The sequence below is a fragment of the Pseudomonas sp. FP1742 genome (assembly GCF_030687145.1).
Lineage (GTDB): Bacteria > Pseudomonadota > Gammaproteobacteria > Pseudomonadales > Pseudomonadaceae > Aquipseudomonas > Aquipseudomonas frederiksbergensis_D.
In genome coordinates, this window is record NZ_CP117460.1 from 4,951,923 (window position 1) to 4,968,235 (window position 16,313).

The window sequence follows — 16,313 nt, forward strand, 5'->3', positions numbered from 1 at the left end:
GACTAACCTCCCAATCCACCGGCAACCAGTTGCCAGTAAACGCTGTTCAAAGTGCCTATTAAGATTGCAATTGAATAAGGAAAAGGCTTGCCGGCTACTTCATCAGAAGTCGGCGCCAGATAGGCCTGCGCCCTCAGCATCAGCCAATAGCGCCCGAAGGTCTGACGCAATTGACCGCGCACCAGGACTATCAGAAAACCGCACACGCCACCGGCTATCAGGCTGAATAAGGCAGCCCACAATGCAAAATGAAACGGTAGAAAACTGCCGACCATGGTCATTAACTTGACGTCGCCGGCGGCCATGCCACCCGATGCATACATGGGCAAAAACAGCCCAAAACAGATCAGGATGCCCAGCAGACTGTCACCCAATCCACTGATACCACCTGAATAAGTCTGACCGGCTAATCCCAGGGCAAGGCCCAACAAGACCAGCGCGTTGGGGATACGGTGGCGAAACAGATCGCTCACCACCGCCACGCCCAATAGTCCTAGCAGTAAAACAGTCGACACCAGCAATTCCATGGACATGGCGCGTCTCCCCTACCAGAACTATCGTTAGCAGGCAGCACCTTTGACCGCAGCGCACAGCGCCGTGATTCTGGTGTTCACCTCTCCGCCCAAAAGAACGAACATTGCAGCAACAGCTACCGTAATTAACCCACCGGCCACCGCATACTCCACAATGGTCAGGCCATCTTCATCTTTGGCGAACTTACTTATCGAAGTTCCGATTGTTTGCAGATTCATTTTGTGTACCTCACTTCAGCGGTCATACGACTCAGAAAGTACATTGGCGGGGGACAGCGCGAAGTCCATTGAGTTGCCCGATTGCTCTATCATCGAAACAGTAACAACCGGTTGTTCCATGGACATCGCCACGTCCCCCCACCGTGAGTGGCCCTATCAGCAGGCAGCACCTTTAACTGCGGCGCACAGCGCTGTGATCCTGGTGTTCACGGCACCGCCCAAAAGAGTGAACATTGCGGCCACAGCTACCGTAATCAGTCCGCCGGCTACCGCGTATTCCACAATGGTCAGGCCATCTTCATCTTTGGCGAACTTCACTACCGAAGCCTTGATTGCTTGAATGATCATTTTGCCCACCTCACTCGAATGTTGTTTTTTCCGGAAGGCAGTACGTTCTGCACTGCCTGATGCAACCCTAGTCAGGGGCAAGGCATGGGCGTTAGGAAGATTTTGCACATCACTAGGACTTTTTTGCGGGGGACGCCAATGACCGGTGGTTGGCTTTTGAAAGGAGCGGCAGGGTAAGAAAGAAAATGGCTTGCGAATGCGATTGCCGTTAATTCACAAGCGACGAGCGGTTGAGGCTGGGAACAGCGAGCCCACGCTAACAAACAATTGGGCGGCGGTGATTTTCAACCGAAATATAGAGCGCATAGAACTAAAGTATCAGTCCTTTATAAGCATTTATTCTGCAAAGTGATGGCACGTTAGCAATACTACTCAGCGAACAGAGGCACGAAGAACCCCAGAGCAGAGACATGACGTCCAATTCGACCAGAAGGCCATCGCTACTTTGGTTCGATCTGACTCACGATCGTTCCACAAAGGAACTCATCGCGCAGTTCGAGGGCACCTGCGACTGCAAACTGGCGAAAAACTCCGTGCTCCCCCATGGGGAACAGGCAGACATGATCTGCATCCATTTCGATCGCCCCGACACCCCCGGCTTGAGGTTGTTGCTGGAGATCAAACGCACCACCCCCACCATCCCGATCACCATGTTCACCGTGCAGCACTCGGAGGAACTGGCCGTCTGGGCCATGCGCTCCAGTGTCTGGGAATACATGGTCCTCCCGCTCACCAGCGCCGAGAGGAAGCGCTACCTGACGGCACTGACGCAGCTCTGCGAATTGCGCCGCAATGCCGGCCAGGACAAGACATCGTTAATCGACCACTCGCCCACTCTGCCGGACAGCATCCGCCTGACCTCCGGGCACCAAAAACACCAGGCGCTGAGCCATGTCATGCTGTATATCGACCAGCATTTTCGGGACAGCATCGATCAGAGGGAGTTGGCCAAGCGCTGCGGGATGACGACATTCCGCTTCAGTCGCCTGTTCAAGGAAGCCAATGGCGTCGGCTTCACCGATTACATCCTGGACAAGCGCATGAGCTTCGCCAAACAACTGCTGGACAACAGCCAGATGCCAATTACCAGCATCGGCTATGAAGCTGGCTTCAAGGACCCTTCCTACTTCGCCCGTGCGTTCAAGCAGTTCGTCAACTGCACGCCCAGTGAATACCGTTTGGCCAGCCAACTGCGAGCGGTAGCAGCGCAACCGCCGCTGGAAGATACAACCATTGAAGCGCTTGAAAACCTGGTACAGAGCCTTGGAAGTTGAGGCAGGTTTTTTTACGCGCATAAAAAAACGCCGCTCAACTGAGCGGCGTTTTTTGAATTTGGAGCGGGAAACGAGACTCGAACTCGCGACCCCGACCTTGGCAAGGTCGTGCTCTACCAACTGAGCTATTCCCGCAAATGGCGTCCCCTAGGGGACTCGAACCCCTGTTACCGCCGTGAAAGGGCGGTGTCCTAGGCCACTAGACGAAGGGGACACGCTGCCCGGAACACATGGTGTGTGTTTCGGTGCCCAGACCCGCATCCGAAGACTTGGTTCTGGTTTCACTCAGCTTTGCCCGAAAGCAACGCTGTTTAAAATTGGAGCGGGAAACGAGACTCGAACTCGCGACCCCGACCTTGGCAAGGTCGTGCTCTACCAACTGAGCTATTCCCGCATTGGCGTCCCCTAGGGGACTCGAACCCCTGTTACCGCCGTGAAAGGGCGGTGTCCTAGGCCACTAGACGAAGGGGACACACGTACAACATTCACTCCCTACCGCGTTTCGCTGTGTGCTTTACGCTGTAAGTGGCGCGCATTCTATGGATGGATTGAGGGGTCGTCAACCCCCAGATATAAATTTATTTAAATCAATGACTTCGCCCTGCTTTCGGCAGCAATTCAGGCTTTTGTGTCGCCTGACCTTTGGCGCCTATATTCTGGCATCCACCGAGACGCTATAGTCCATACCGAGATGATGGCAATGTGCACCTCGCACGCTATTTACTTATAGAAGCGGCATTGCTGCCGATATAAGCAGAGCTATAGCCGATTCACTCGTCGAGCGGCCCTATGCGCCCATATGCCAAGCCACTACACTCGACTCGCACGCGAACCCCATAAAGAGGTCTTACCGGTGACACCACTCATGATCACCCTGCTAGTCGTAGCCGGGATCGCACTATTGATCGCCATTGGCTACATGAACCATGTGGTGGAAAACAATAAGCTGGAAAAAGCCCGCACCAAGGTTGAACTCAACGACCGCCTGCGTCGCTGCGGCGAAATCACCGAGACCTTTCCCGGTCAGTTCATGACACCCGCGCTCAAGTTGCTATTGACCCGCCTGGAATTGAACGTCTGCCAGCGCCTGCTCAACCTGGAAAAAACCAGCGCCCCGCTCAAGGCACGGATTACCGAACTCAGTGCCTTGGTCGCCCAGGGCGAATCGATCCCGGTCAACAACCCGCCGGCACCGATCCAGACCGAAGCCAAGGCCAAAGATGTGCGTTTCCTGCTCGAAGCCCTGCATGGCCAGATCACCCGTGCCGCACAGGACGGTTATCTGCCGACCAACGAAGCCAAGCACTGGATCCGCGAGGTCCGCCACATCCTGGTGCTGCTGCACATCGAATTCTTCAACAACCTCGGCCAGCATTCCCTGCAACAGAACCAGCCAGGTCAGGCCCGCCTGGCCTTCGAACGTGGCGTGCAGTACCTGCGCAAACAACCGGAGCCCCAGATCTACAGCGAGCAACTCGAGTACCTGGAAAAACTCCTGGCCCGCGCCAATGACCAGGTCATGGACAAAATCGCCCCGGTTGAAGGCGAGGTCAACCAATTGACCGAAGGCCTCAAAGACGTCGAGGCCGATGCTGACTGGAAGAAAAAAGCGATCTACGACTGATCATGCAAATGCTGAAAAGCCACCGGGTCAGGTTTATGTCTGTCAATTAAGGAACGAAACCTGTGGGAGCGGGCTTGCTCGCGAAGACGTCAGGTCAGCCAACATCAATGTTGAATGACACACCGCTTTCGCGAACAAGCCCGCTCCCACATGGATTGCGCTGCTACAGCCTGAAATGCCCCACCATCCCCTTCAACTCAACCCCCAGCTGCGCCAGCTCGATACTCGACGCCGCATTGCCCTGCATCGCCAACGAAGACTGATCCGCACTGGCGCGAATACTCGTCACACTGCGATTGATCTCCTCGGCTACCGAGCTCTGCTCCTCTGCTGCCGCCGCAATCTGATGGTTCATCTGCTGAATCAATGACACCGCCGCCGCAATGCTCCCCAACGCACTCTCGGTCTGCAATGCATCGCTCACTGCCAGCTTCACCAACTCGCCACTGCTCTGAATCTGCTGCACCGACGACTGCGCCGCCGAGCGCAAGGCGCTGACCAGACGCTCGATTTCCTCGGTCGATTGCTGGGTTCGCTTGGCCAACGCCCGAACCTCATCGGCCACCACCGCAAAGCCCCTGCCCTGCTCACCGGCCCGCGCCGCTTCGATGGCCGCATTGAGCGCCAACAGGTTGGTCTGCTCGGCAACGCTTTTGATCACGCTGAGCACCGTGCCGATGTTCTGGATTTCCGCGCTGAGGCTTTCGATGCTGGAGCTGGCCGAGGTGGCCGAGTCTGCCAGTTGCTCGATCCGCGCCATGCTCTGGCGCACCACCTGCTGACCGCTTTCAACCTTGCCATCGGCAGTCTGCGCCGCCTGGGCGGCCTCCTCCGCGTTCCGTGCAACGTCGTGCACCGTGGCGGTCATCTGGTTCATCGCGGTGGCGACTTGCTCGGTTTCTTCCTTCTGGCTGCTGACTTCAAGGTTGGTCTGCTCGGTCACCGACGACAGCGATTGAGCAGAGTTTGCCAGCTGTTCGATACCGGCCTGCAAGCCGCTGACGATGCTACTGAGACCCGCGCCCATTTGCTGCATGGCCTGCATCAGCTGGCCGATCTCGTCGCGGCGGGTCACGTCAATCGTCGCGCTCAAATCGCCCGCGGCGATCTGTTGGGCGACACGGATCACACTGCGCAGCGGTGCGACGATCAACCGGGTAATCACCCACGCGGCAATCAGCCCGACCAGCAGGGCCAGTGCCGAGGAGCCGATGATCAACAGCGAGTTCTTTTTCAGCTCTGCCTGCATCGACCGGTCTTCGGCCACATAGGCCTGGTCCACCCGCTCCACCACTTGAGCGGCGCGCTGTTGGAGTTGCTCCGAGACAGTCTTTTCCTGCTCCAACAGGCCGGTGTACTCGGTAAGTTTTTCACTGAAACTGGCAATATGACCCGACACTTCATTGAGGACAGTCTGGTAGCCCTCATCCTTGACCGTGGTTTTCAACTGCCCGGCCTGGGTCAGGGCCTGGTCGGCCTGCTCGATCTTGCCCTGCCCGGCGCTGTCGTCGCCCTTGCGGCTCTGGTCCAGGCGTACACGCGCTTCGTTCATGGCCTGCAACATCAGCCGCGATACCTGGCTGACCTGATTGGCCTGTTCGATGAATTGCGCGCCGTCCTTGCCCTCGGATTCCTTCAAGGCATAGGCGCCATCGTCGGCAAGCCCGGCCTGCAGCACATCCAGGTTATTGGCCACGCTGGACACCGACCAACTGGCCATTTCCAGTGCCAGGTCCTTGGCCTGACTCAACGAGACGAACTCGTCAAAAGCCTTTCGATAAGCCACCAGAGACTGTTCGACATCATTCATGACCGGCACGTTGGCCGCGGACTGTGCCTTGAGCTCGGCTGCCAGAGCGATCAGTGCGTCCACGCCCGCGTGCAAGGCGTCCACGGTTTTCGGGTCACCGCGCAAGGCGTAGTCCTGCTCGAGCAATCGCACCTTGAGCAAACTGCTGTTGAGCGACGACATCTGCTTGAGCCCGTCAAAGCGATGACTGATGGTTTGCAGGGACCACACGCCAATGGCCGCCACCAAGGCTGTCAACAGCAGCACCAATACAAACCCGACACCCAGTTTTTTCGCCATACCGAGGTTGGCAAAACGTCCTTGCACGGCCGAAATCATTGCGCTTAGTCCCCTGCCATTGTCTGTTGATGCAGATTCGCAACGGGCTTGTGCCAACACAAGTCTCGGGCGTCGGAATAATGGCAAAAAGCTACGCCCACGTCGCTTTCAGAACGCTTGAGGTCGATCCCGAGCCGTGGCTTGAAAAAATGCCCTGGCGCGAGGATCACAAGCATAAGCAACGTTGATGCGCTGCCAGTCATGTGCTTGGCCGGTGGGGCTGAATGCCGTTGCACAAGACAGCAGGACGCCGAAGCGTCGCGCTTGAATCCGCACCTGAGCGGAGTCGGACTTGCGCGATCGCGCCCAGATGAACAGTCCGCCCACGGGTTTGCCGAAAACTTCCCATTCCGCGTCTTCGAGCACTTGCAAGGCAGCCTCCCTGTCAGTGCTCAAACGCTGACGCTGACGCTGCACCAATTTGCGATAGGCGCCACTGGCCAATAGACAAGCCAGCACCGACTCGCAAAACCGTGAAGCACCCATGCTGCTGATCATCTTGACCTCGGCCAGCCGCGAAATGATATCGGCCCTGGCCACGACAAAGCCGACCCGCAACGAACTGCTGAGGGTCTTGGAGTAACTGCCGACGTAAATCACGTTGTCATCGATACCCAATGCCGCAAGACGCGTACCGGGACCGCTGTGCAAGTCCGCGTAGACGTCGTCTTCGACCACCAGCACACCATGGTTTCTGGCCAGTTGCAGAACCTGCTGAGCCACGCCCGGGGTCAAACTGCTGCCGGTGGGGTTGTGATAAAAGCTGTTGATGAACAAACCACGGGGGTTGTGCTTGAGCAACAGTGTCTGGAGTGCTTCGATGTCTGGACCACGCGGGGTTCGTGGCACCTCGATCATGCTGATCCCGTGCAGCCTGAGCAAATCGAACAGCATCGAATAACCGGGGCTCTCCACCACCACGCAATCGCCCGGCTTGAACAGCGTGCGCACGATCAGGTCGAGCCCATGACTGGCACCCGCCGTGGTCAGGATTCGACTGGCATCCACCGCGATATCCAGCAGTTTCAACCGTTTGAGGATCTGTTCGCGCAGGGCAAGCAGGCCCAACGGCGTGCTGTAGTTGAACAATCCGGCCATGTCGGTGCGGCTGACCTGGCGTATGGCATAGCTCAGGTCGTCGGTCTCGCGCCAGCTTTCGGGTAATCCGCCGCAACCCAGCATCAGTTCGCCCACGAGGCCATTCTGTTCGTTCTCAGCCCCCTCGATCCAGGAACAATCCCGTTGCCCTTGAGCGGCCAGCGCCGTTGCCGCGACAAAGAAACCCGCCCCATTACGCGTCGCCAGCACCCCTTGAACCACCAGCCGTTCACAGGCCTCGACCACACTGGATTGGCTGAGCAGATTGATCCGCGCAATTTGCCGCACGGAAGGCAACCGCGTGCCCGGCGGCATCTCGCCACGACGGAGCCGGTCGGCCAACGCATCGACGATTTGCTGCACGACCGGCACCAATGCCTGTCGATCGATTCTCAACTCCATGAGCAAGCAAACTCCTGTCTGTTTTGCGGGAAACAGTTAATCACAGGAACGCTCGACAGGATGTGCGACAACACCGCCAAAACCCTCGGTTCTAACCATTTGAAACACAATGGCTTTCACGGAACCGACGGCAGTGTGCGTAATGCTGAGAAACCTGTGGCGAGCGAGCTTGCTCGCGCTGGGCTGCGCAGCGGCCCCAATAATCTGGCAACCATTGCCAATTTTTGTGAGTGCTGCGCACTCAAGCGGGAGCAAGCTCCCTCGCCATAAAAGCAGGTGTATCGAAACGCCTGATTAAAACGCCGTGACCCCACCATCCACCGCCAGCGAATGACCGGTGGTGAACGCCGCGCCGTCGCTGCACAGGTACAGCACCGCGCTGGCAATCTCCTCGACCTTGCCGATGCGCCCGACCGGGTGCATGGCGTTGGCGAACTCGCCCTTTTTCGGGTCTGCTTCATAGGCACGGCGGAACATGTCGGTGTCGATCACCGCCGGACACACCGCGTTCACACGGATCTTTTTCTTGGCGTATTCGATGGCCGCCGATTTGGTCAGGCCGATCACCGCGTGTTTCGAGGCTGCGTAAATACTCATCTTCGGCGCAGCGCCCAGGCCGGCGACCGAAGCGGTGTTGACGATCGCGCCGCCGCCCTGGGCCAGCAGCAACGGCAACTGATACTTCATGCACAGCCAGACGCCTTTGACGTTAACGCCCATGATCGCGTCGAACTCATCGACCGTACCCTCGGCCAGCTTGCCTTTTTCGATTTCGATGCCGGCATTGTTGAAGGCATAGTCGAGACGGCCGTAGGCATTCACAACCTCGTCCATCAGATTTTTTACTTCGCTTTCCACGGTGACGTTGCAGCGCACGAAGGTCGCTTCGCCGCCGGCGGTACGAATCAGCGCCACCGTGCCTTCACCACCGGCCGTGTCCAGATCGGCCACCACCACTTTCAACCCTTCGGCGGCGAACGCCAAAGCGGTTGCGCGGCCAATGCCATTGGCCGCGCCCGTTACAACGGCAACCTGGCCGGAAAACGTCATGCTCATTGTTATGTCCTCGAAGAGAAGAATGTGGGGAGTCACGTGTTTTCAGTTAGCCACAGCGCCCTGTGACACGGCAGCACTATCAGAAGGCCGGTTGGCCGCCCATGAGTGGCAGTGATACAACGGGCGCCGTTACTATCACCGCACTGGATCGATGTGCATTCGCCGCGTCAGCCAACCTTGCAGCATCGTCCATGAAGGTCTATCAACAAGACTTCATTCACCTTGAGTGCCTGCCATGACTACCCAGACCAATCGCCAGTTCCTCCTCGCCAAACGTCCCGTGGGGCCAGCTACCCGCGAGACGTTCACCTATCAAGAAGTACCGGTCGGCGAACCGGCGACGGGGCAGATCCTGGTCAAGAATGAATACCTGTCCCTGGACCCGGCCATGCGTGGCTGGATGAACGAGGGCAAGTCCTACATCCCGCCGGTCGGCATTGGTGAAGTGATGCGTGCATTGGGCGTAGGCAAAGTCATCGCCTCGAACAATCCGGGCTTTGCCGTGGGGGACTACGTCAACGGTGCCTTGGGTGTGCAGGATTACTTCCTTGGCGAGCCGCGAGGTTTCTACAAGGTCGATCCGAAACTGGCGCCACTGCCGCGTTACTTATCCGCGCTGGGCATGACCGGGATGACTGCCTACTTTGCCTTGCTCGATGTCGGCGCGCCGAAAGCCGGCGACACCGTGGTGTTGTCGGGCGCGGCCGGTGCGGTGGGCAGCATTGCCGGGCAGATCGCCAAGATCAAAGGTTGCCGGGTGGTCGGCATTGCCGGCGGCGCGGACAAGTGCAAATTCCTGATTGATGAGCTGGGTTTTGACGGTGCCATCGACTACAAGAACGAAGACGTGATCGCCGGCCTCAAGCGTGAATGCCCGAAAGGTGTCGACGTGTATTTCGATAACGTCGGCGGCGATATTCTCGACGCCGTGCTCAGCCGTCTGAACATGAAGGCGCGGGTGGTGATTTGCGGTGCCATCAGCCAATACAACAACAAGGAAGCGGTCAAGGGCCCGGCCAACTATCTGTCGCTGCTGGTCAACCGCGCGCGGATGGAAGGCTTCGTGGTGATGGATTACGCCGCGCAGTTCGCCGCTGCCGGGCAGGAAATGGCCGGCTGGATGGCCAAGGGGCAGCTCAAGAGCAAGGAAGACATCGTCGAAGGACTGGAGACGTTTCCGGAGACACTGATGAAGTTGTTCAGCGGTGAGAACTTCGGAAAGTTGGTGTTGAAGGTTTAACCCGGTATCTGAAGCATCCACAAACCAATGTGGGAGCGGGCTTGCTCGCGAAGGCGGCATGTCAGTCAACGATAATGTCGACTGATATGCCGCCTTCGCGAGCAAGCCCGCTTGTATGTTTAGACTTGAAGGGGTGGGTGGGACTAAAAGCCCGATTCTGACTCTAGCCAGTACAGACCGTGGGAGACTTCGTCCCACCCCTTCTACCTAAAAGCGCCAATAAGGAATTCATCGGCTAGGCCGACGATAGAGACAAGCCAGCGCAACGGTAGACCCCAACAAGCTCTTAAACCCTAGCTCCGAGGATTCGTCATGACAATCCTTACTTCGCAAGCGGTCGTGGGTGTTGATGTGGCCAAGGCTGAGGTGCTCGTCTATCGCGCCGATCTGCAAACCACACAAGCCATCTCCAATAATCGAGCAGCACTCAAACGTTGGCTCAAGACGCTGCCCGCCAAAAGTGGCATTGCCGTTGAGGCCACCAACATTTACCACTTGGACACGGTTGAGTTGGCCTATGAGTTGGGTCATCAGGTCTACGTCGTGGACGGTTATCGCTTGAGTCATTACCGCCGCAGTGTCGGCCAACGAGCTAAAAATGATCCGTGTGATGCTCGTCTTCTGGCTCGGTATCTGGCGCATGAACAGGGTGGGTTACGCGCTTGGAGCCCGCCGCCCAAGGCTTACAAGGCCCTGCAAAGCCTGCTTCATCGACGGGCAGCACTGATCAAGGCGCGTGTCAGCCTGGCTCAGAGCTGGGCCAATGAGCCGCGCCTGGAAGAAGAGCTGAAATGTCTGATGGAGACGTTTAAGCGCTCGGATTTGGCCATTCAAAAACAGCTGCGTGACCTGAGCAAAGAGGCCGGAGCCGCCGAAAATATTGAGCGTTGCAAGGCCATTGAAGGCGTTGGTGTACTGACGGCAACTGGATTTGCGACGGCTTTTTTGCGTGGCGAGTTTAAGGACAGCAATGCCTTCATCGCTTTTTTGGGCATGGACTTGAGGGTCGATGACTCGGGAAAAAAGACGGGGAGTCGCAGTCTGACCAAGAAAGGGGATCCGGAAATACGACGTCTGGCCCACAACTCGGCCATGGCCGCCTGTCGTTCAGCGACCTGGAAACCATTTTATGAAGGGTACCTGGCCAGAGGTTTCAAGAGGACTCAGGCCCTGGTAATCCTTGCCCGAAAACTCGCCCGGGTGGCGTTCGCTCTGATGAAAAACCAGAGCGAATACCAACCGAATCGACCGTTGCAGGGTTGTCCTGCAACATAGAATCTCCCACATTTGGATCTGCGGCGTTTGGTTAAGCGAGTTCTGCGACGACCGCCGCCAACGCCTTCGCCGGATCCGCTGCCTGGCTGATCGGACGGCCGATCACCAGATAGTCGGAACCGGCCTCCAGCGCCTGACGCGGGGTCAGGATGCGGCGCTGATCGTCCTGGGCGCTGCCCGCCGGACGAATCCCCGGGGTCACCAGTTGCAGCGACGGGTGAGCGGTTTTCAGGGCCCGGGCTTCCAGGGCCGAGCAGACCAGACCGTCCATCCCGGCTTTTTCCGCCAGCGCGGCCAGGCGCAGCACCTGCTCCTGCGGCTCGATGTCCAGGCCGATACCCGCCAGATCCTCACGCTCCATGCTGGTCAGCACGGTCACGCCGATCAACAGCGGTTTCGGACCGCTGCGCTGATCAAGCACGTCACGGCAGGCGGCCATCATGCGCAGACCGCCGGAACAGTGCACATTGACCATCCATACGCCCATTTCCGCAGCCGCCTTGACGGCCATGGCGGTGGTGTTCGGGATGTCATGGAACTTGAGGTCCAGGAACACTTCGAAACCCTTGTCGCGCAAGGTGCCGACGATTTCCGAAGCGCAACTGGTAAACAGTTCTTTACCGACTTTGACCCGGCACAGTTTCGGGTCCAGTTGATCGGCCAGCTTCAATGCGGCGTCACGGGTGGGGAAATCCAGGGCGACGATGATAGGCGTCTGGCAGGCGGACATGAGTGGGCTCTCAGGCAAGTCGAAATCGGCGCGCATTGTAGCGGAACCAGCGGCGCTGCGGGACCCGATGATCGGTAATTCGTCGTCGCGGCTCAGGCAAGACTAGCTGCTGCGGCAATTGTGTCGAGCCCGATACACACACGACACGCCCACAACACCCTTCAACGCTACCCTCGCCAGCCGCAACAAATCCTACAGCACTTCCCGCCTCACGGCCGGACGCCTATGCTGAAGCCACAACCTCGCAGCCTATCTTTGTGGTTGGCAGCCTACCTGGCAGATGAACGCACGCATGCACAACACCCCAGCACCTCTGAACGACGATCAAAAAGCGCCGGCCGATGACAAACGCTGGAGCATTCGCGCCCTGATCGTCGACGATGACGTCCCGATCCGCGAACTGATGATCGACTACCTGGCCCGATTCAATATCCACGCCAGCGGCGTCTCCGATGGCGCCGCCATGCGTCAGGCGCTGCAAGCCGAACATTTCGACGTGGTGGTACTCGATCTGATGCTGCCGGGCGAAGATGGCTTGTCGCTGTGTCGCTGGCTGCGCGCCGAATCGGACATCCCGATCCTGATGCTCACCGCTCGCTGCGAACCCACCGACCGGATCATCGGCCTGGAACTGGGTGCCGACGACTACATGGCCAAGCCGTTCGAGCCGCGAGAACTGGTCGCACGAATTCAGACCATTCTGCGTCGGGTGCGCGATGACCGCACCGAACAGCGTGCGAATATTCGCTTCGACAACTGGCGATTGAACAGCGTGCTGCGCCAGTTGATCGCCGCCGATGGCCTGGTGGTGCCGTTGTCCAACGCCGAGTTCCGCTTGCTCTGGGTGTTCATCGAACGTCCGCGCCGGGTGCTCAGCCGCGAACAACTGCTGGACGCCGCACGCGGTCGCTCGATCGAAGCGTTTGATCGCAGCATCGATCTGCTGGTGTCGCGCCTGCGCCAGAAACTGGGCGACGACCCGAAAGCCCCGCAACTGATCAAGACCGTTCGTGGTGAGGGTTATCTGTTCGACGCACGAGACATCGGCTGATGCGTGCGCGCTTCGATACGCTGTTCGGCCGCCTGTTTGGCATGCTGCTGGTGGCGATCGTACTGGCGCATTTGTTAGCGTTCTTCTGGTTCAAGTATTACGGGCCGCCCCCGCCTCCCCCTCCGCCAGCAGAGTTTTCCGGGCGCTTCGACGGCCCCCCCCCGCCGATGGACCCGCGCTTGGGCAATCGACCGCCTCGGCCGTGGTTCGGCGGGCCACTGGTGCCGCTGACGTTTCAGTTTGTCTCGCTGATCATTGCCGCCTGGTACGGCGCCAGGCTCTTGACCCGGCCGATTCAGCGCCTGAGCGACGCGGCCGAGCGCCTGAGTGAAAATCTCGACAGCCCGCCGCTGGATGAGTCCGGCCCACGGGAGGCGCGGCAAGCGGCACACACCTTCAACCTGATGCAAAAACGCATTCTTGAGCAAATGCAGCAGCGTTCGCGAATGCTCGGCGCCGTGTCCCATGACCTGCGCACACCGCTGTCGCGACTCAAGCTGCGGCTGGAACAGATCGACGACGACAAGCTGCAAGGCCAGATGCGTCAGGATCTGGACGACATGATCGGCATGCTCGACTCCACCCTCACCTACCTGCACGAACAGCGCACCAGCGAGGCGCCACAATGGATGGACGTGCAGGCGCTGGTGGAGTCCCTGAGCGAAAACGCCCAGGACCAGGGCGCCGACGTTGAGAGCAGCGGCCATTGCACGCCATTGGAAGTACAGCCGATGGCCTTGCGCTCGTGCATCAACAACCTGCTGGACAACGCCTTGCGTTATGCCGGAGACGCGCTGATCACGCTTGAGGACAGCCGCGAGGAACTGGTGATCCGGGTCATCGACCATGGCCCGGGGATCGCGGCGGATAAACGTGAAGCGGTGTTTGAACCATTCTTTCGCCTGGAAGGTTCGCGTAATCGCAACTCCGGCGGTGTCGGCCTGGGCATGACCATCGCCCGGGAAGCAGCGGAGCGTCTGGGCGGGCAACTGAGCCTGGAAGAAACCCCCGGCGGTGGTTTGACCGCTGTCATCCGTTTGCCTCGCGTCTAAGCCACAACGACTCCCCCGTGGGAGCGGGCTTGCTCGCGAAGAGGCTGTGTCAGTGAACTTCAATGTTGCCTGATACACCGCTTTCGCGGGCAAGCCCGCTCCCACAGGATCTGCGCCTGGCCTGGTGCTTGTGTGTACCGGACGGTACAAACCCCACATACCCACGATAACTTGCCCCTTGAGGCTGCAAAAGCCGGTGCACCCACCGGTTTCCCATTCCAAGGAGTGAGCACAATGATCGGTAGTGTCAGCAACTACACGAGCTATACCAGCACCAGCAGCACCTCCACCAACAGCGCCCGCAGCCAGCAGTTCCAGAAAGAACTGCTCGCCAAACTCGACAACAACAGCGACGGAGCGGTGGATCAGGACGAACTCAAGAACGCCCTGTCGCAGAAATCCGACGACGGTCTGCTGGTCAGCCTGAGCAAGAACTTCAGCGATCTGGACAGTGACGAAAGCGGCAGCCTGAGCAGTGAAGAAATGGCCGCGATGGCCCCTCCGCCGCCACCGAGCGATCAGGCCCCGAACACCGAACTGGCCGATGCACTGATCAGCGCTCTGGACACAGACGGCGACGGCGCCATCAACAGCGATGAGCTGAGCAATGGCCTGACCAGCGCCGGCAGCACGGCCGACAGCACGGAAATCTTCTCGGCCCTGGACAAGAACGAAGACGGCACTGTCAGCCAGGACGAGCTCGCCGCCAGCCTGACCCCGCCGCCACCGCCACCTCAGCAGATGTCCAGCGAAGAACTGTTCAGCCAGCTCGACGCCGACAGCGATGGCAGTGTCACCGCCACGGAACTGAGCAGCGCGTTGCAGGCCAGCGACAGCACTTCATCGACCTCCACCGACACCAGCGCCGCGTTGCTCAAAGTGCTCGATAGCGACAGCAGCGGTGGTGTCAACAGCGATGAACTGAAAGCCGCCCTGCAAGCCGGCCGCGAGCAGAATTCCGACAGCTCGACCCATCAGCTCAACGTGACCGAAGCCCTGAACAAAATGATTGCCAACCTGAGCAAGCAATACTCGCTCGACAATGTGGCGACCGTGGGCAAACACCTGAACGTGGTCACTTAAGTCAAAAAGCATCGCGAGCAGGCTCGCTCCCATATGGGTTTGTGTCGGCCACAAAATAAGCGTGGGGGCGAGCCTGCTCGCGATGCCTAAGCCCCAACAAAAAACTCAGGGCTGGCGATCCTCAACCCGAGCCTGACTCTTGCTCCAATCGGTCAGCAGGCTGTAAGCCACGGCCAACAACGTCGGGCCGATGAACAGACCGATAAACCCGAACGCTATCAACCCGCCAAACACCCCCAGCAGCACAATCACCAACGGCAAATTCCCGCCCCGGCTGATCAGGTACGGCTTAAGCACATTGTCGACCCCGCTGATGATGAACATCCCCCAAATCCCGAGGAACACCGCCATCCCGTATTCGCCCTTCCAGGCCAGCCACGCCGTGGCCGGAATCCACACCAGCGGTGGCCCCATCGGAATCAGACTCAGCAAAAACGTCACAATCCCCAGCACCAACGCCCCAGGCACGCCGGCAATCAGGAAGCCGATCAACGCCAGCACCGCCTGGGCCGCCGCTGTACCGATCACCCCGTTAACCACTCGCTGCACGGTGCCCGCCACCAATTCGATGTAATACCCGGCGCGGTCACCGATCAACCGCTCCAGCAACCCATGGACAAATACCGCCAACCTTGGCCCGTCCCGGTAGAAAAAGAACACGAAGACAATACTCAGCGTCAGCTCGAGAATCCCGCCGCCAATCTGCGCGCTGCGCGCCAGCAACCAGTTGCCGACCTGCCCCAGATACGGCTTGATCGCCAGCATCATCGCCGCGCCCTGCTGATCGATGCTGTTCCAGATCCCTACCAATCGCTCGCCGACCAGGGGAATACTGCCCACCCAGACCGGTGCTTCGGGCAGACCATCGACTTGCACATCCTTGATGAACGCCGTGGCATCGCGCACGTGGTCCGCCAAGTTGAACCCCAGCCACACCAGCGGTGCCGCCACCAGCAGCATCCAGCCGAGTGTCAGCAACAGCGCCGCCAGGGATTCACGGCCATTGAGCCAGCGGGTCAACAGACGCATCAACGGCCAACTGGCAAACGCCAGCACCGCGCCCCAGAACAGCGCCGACCAGAATGGCGCCATCACCCATAAACTCGCGCCAAACAGCACCAGGAGCAGTATCTGCACCAACAGCCGATCGTTATTGAGCATGTAATATCCCGAAAAAAGTCAGCCGGACACGTCAGTCAG

At 58.9% G+C, this 16,313-nt stretch carries 15 protein-coding genes, 4 tRNA genes and 1 pseudogene; 7 read left to right on the plus strand and 13 right to left on the minus strand.

Annotation, left to right across the window (positions count from 1 at the left end; all coding sequences use genetic code 11):
- Window positions 1–2: 2 nt before the first annotated feature.
- The 3 genes from PSH64_RS22455 to PSH64_RS22465 all read right to left on the minus strand — a co-directional run bounded on the left by PSH64_RS22455 (window position 3) and on the right by PSH64_RS22465 (window position 1,100).
- A complete protein-coding gene (locus PSH64_RS22455; RefSeq protein ID WP_305478714.1) occupies window positions 3–533 on the minus strand; it encodes a prepilin peptidase in 531 nt (176 codons plus the stop codon).
- 27 nt (window positions 534–560) lie between these two features.
- On the minus strand, window positions 561–752 hold the full coding sequence (locus PSH64_RS22460) for a Flp family type IVb pilin (protein ID WP_305478715.1): 192 nt from the start codon (window positions 750–752) through the stop codon (window positions 561–563).
- A 156-nt stretch (window positions 753–908) separates the two neighbouring features.
- Entirely contained in the window at window positions 909–1,100 is a 192-nt protein-coding gene (locus PSH64_RS22465) for a Flp family type IVb pilin (protein WP_305478716.1), read from the minus strand.
- 410 nt (window positions 1,101–1,510) lie between these two features.
- On the opposite strand from PSH64_RS22465, the gene PSH64_RS22470 reads away from it, so the two are divergent.
- Window positions 1,511–2,374: a DNA-binding response regulator gene (locus tag PSH64_RS22470; protein WP_305478717.1), complete on the plus strand. Its 864-nt coding sequence runs from the start codon at window positions 1,511–1,513 to the stop codon at window positions 2,372–2,374.
- A 59-nt stretch (window positions 2,375–2,433) separates the two neighbouring features.
- On the opposite strand, the gene PSH64_RS22475 is transcribed toward PSH64_RS22470, so the two are convergent.
- From PSH64_RS22475 to PSH64_RS22490, 4 genes are all read right to left on the minus strand, one after another.
- A tRNA-Gly gene (locus PSH64_RS22475) sits at window positions 2,434–2,509 on the minus strand.
- Window positions 2,510–2,512: 3 nt separating this feature from the next.
- A tRNA-Glu gene (locus PSH64_RS22480) sits at window positions 2,513–2,588 on the minus strand.
- Between the two features lie 104 nt (window positions 2,589–2,692).
- Window positions 2,693–2,768, minus strand: a tRNA-Gly gene (locus PSH64_RS22485).
- A gap of 2 nt (window positions 2,769–2,770) precedes the next feature.
- A tRNA-Glu gene (locus tag PSH64_RS22490) sits at window positions 2,771–2,846 on the minus strand.
- 393 nt (window positions 2,847–3,239) lie between these two features.
- Here PSH64_RS22490 and PSH64_RS22495 point away from each other — a divergent pair.
- A complete protein-coding gene (locus PSH64_RS22495) occupies window positions 3,240–3,998 on the plus strand; it encodes a hypothetical protein (protein ID WP_181150667.1) in 759 nt (252 codons plus the stop codon).
- Window positions 3,999–4,161: 163 nt separating this feature from the next.
- Here PSH64_RS22495 and PSH64_RS30520 read toward each other — a convergent pair whose 3' ends face one another.
- The 4 genes and pseudogenes from PSH64_RS30520 to PSH64_RS22515 all read right to left on the minus strand — a co-directional run bounded on the left by PSH64_RS30520 (window position 4,162) and on the right by PSH64_RS22515 (window position 8,682).
- Complete coding sequence (locus PSH64_RS30520) at window positions 4,162–5,043, minus strand: methyl-accepting chemotaxis protein (RefSeq protein WP_370694483.1); 882 nt, start codon at window positions 5,041–5,043, stop codon at window positions 4,162–4,164.
- 27 nt (window positions 5,044–5,070) lie between these two features.
- A pseudogene (locus PSH64_RS30525) lies at window positions 5,071–6,126 on the minus strand (methyl-accepting chemotaxis protein); the annotation flags it as partial.
- Window positions 6,127–6,234: 108 nt separating this feature from the next.
- The gene (locus tag PSH64_RS22510; RefSeq protein ID WP_305478719.1) at window positions 6,235–7,626 is read right to left on the minus strand and encodes a PLP-dependent aminotransferase family protein; all 1,392 of its coding nucleotides are present in this window, start codon (window positions 7,624–7,626) and stop codon (window positions 6,235–6,237) included.
- A 294-nt stretch (window positions 7,627–7,920) separates the two neighbouring features.
- Complete coding sequence (locus tag PSH64_RS22515; RefSeq protein ID WP_105342870.1) at window positions 7,921–8,682, minus strand: SDR family oxidoreductase; 762 nt, start codon at window positions 8,680–8,682, stop codon at window positions 7,921–7,923.
- Window positions 8,683–8,917: 235 nt separating this feature from the next.
- Between PSH64_RS22515 and PSH64_RS22520 the strand changes: the two genes are divergently transcribed.
- Both PSH64_RS22520 and PSH64_RS22525 read left to right on the plus strand, forming a co-directional pair.
- Window positions 8,918–9,922 (plus strand): NADP-dependent oxidoreductase, encoded by a 1,005-nt coding sequence (locus PSH64_RS22520; protein ID WP_105342868.1) that lies wholly within the window; start codon window positions 8,918–8,920, stop codon window positions 9,920–9,922.
- Window positions 9,923–10,234: 312 nt separating this feature from the next.
- Complete coding sequence (locus PSH64_RS22525; RefSeq protein WP_305478208.1) at window positions 10,235–11,197, plus strand: transposase; 963 nt, start codon at window positions 10,235–10,237, stop codon at window positions 11,195–11,197.
- A gap of 31 nt (window positions 11,198–11,228) precedes the next feature.
- Here the strand turns inward: PSH64_RS22525 and pyrF are convergent, their stop codons facing one another.
- Window positions 11,229–11,927, minus strand: a complete 699-nt coding sequence (pyrF, locus tag PSH64_RS22530) for an orotidine-5'-phosphate decarboxylase (protein ID WP_305478720.1) — start codon at window positions 11,925–11,927, stop codon at window positions 11,229–11,231.
- 292 nt (window positions 11,928–12,219) lie between these two features.
- Between pyrF and PSH64_RS22535 the strand changes: the two genes are divergently transcribed.
- The 3 genes from PSH64_RS22535 (at window position 12,220) to xopAW (ending at window position 15,113) form a co-directional block, all read left to right on the plus strand.
- Window positions 12,220–12,978: a response regulator gene (locus PSH64_RS22535; protein WP_105342863.1), complete on the plus strand. Its 759-nt coding sequence runs from the start codon at window positions 12,220–12,222 to the stop codon at window positions 12,976–12,978.
- Window positions 12,978–14,030, plus strand: a complete 1,053-nt coding sequence (locus tag PSH64_RS22540; protein ID WP_105342861.1) for a HAMP domain-containing sensor histidine kinase — start codon at window positions 12,978–12,980, stop codon at window positions 14,028–14,030. The genes PSH64_RS22535 and PSH64_RS22540 overlap by 1 nt, the downstream gene beginning before the upstream one ends.
- A gap of 234 nt (window positions 14,031–14,264) precedes the next feature.
- Window positions 14,265–15,113 carry a XopAW family type III secretion system calcium-binding effector gene (xopAW, locus tag PSH64_RS22545; RefSeq protein WP_305478721.1) on the plus strand — a complete coding sequence of 283 codons (849 nt, stop codon included), beginning with the start codon at window positions 14,265–14,267 and terminating at the stop codon, window positions 15,111–15,113.
- A gap of 105 nt (window positions 15,114–15,218) precedes the next feature.
- Here the strand turns inward: xopAW and PSH64_RS22550 are convergent, their stop codons facing one another.
- On the minus strand, window positions 15,219–16,274 hold the full coding sequence (locus tag PSH64_RS22550) for an AI-2E family transporter (protein ID WP_105342856.1): 1,056 nt from the start codon (window positions 16,272–16,274) through the stop codon (window positions 15,219–15,221).
- Between the last annotated feature and the right edge of the window lie 39 nt (window positions 16,275–16,313).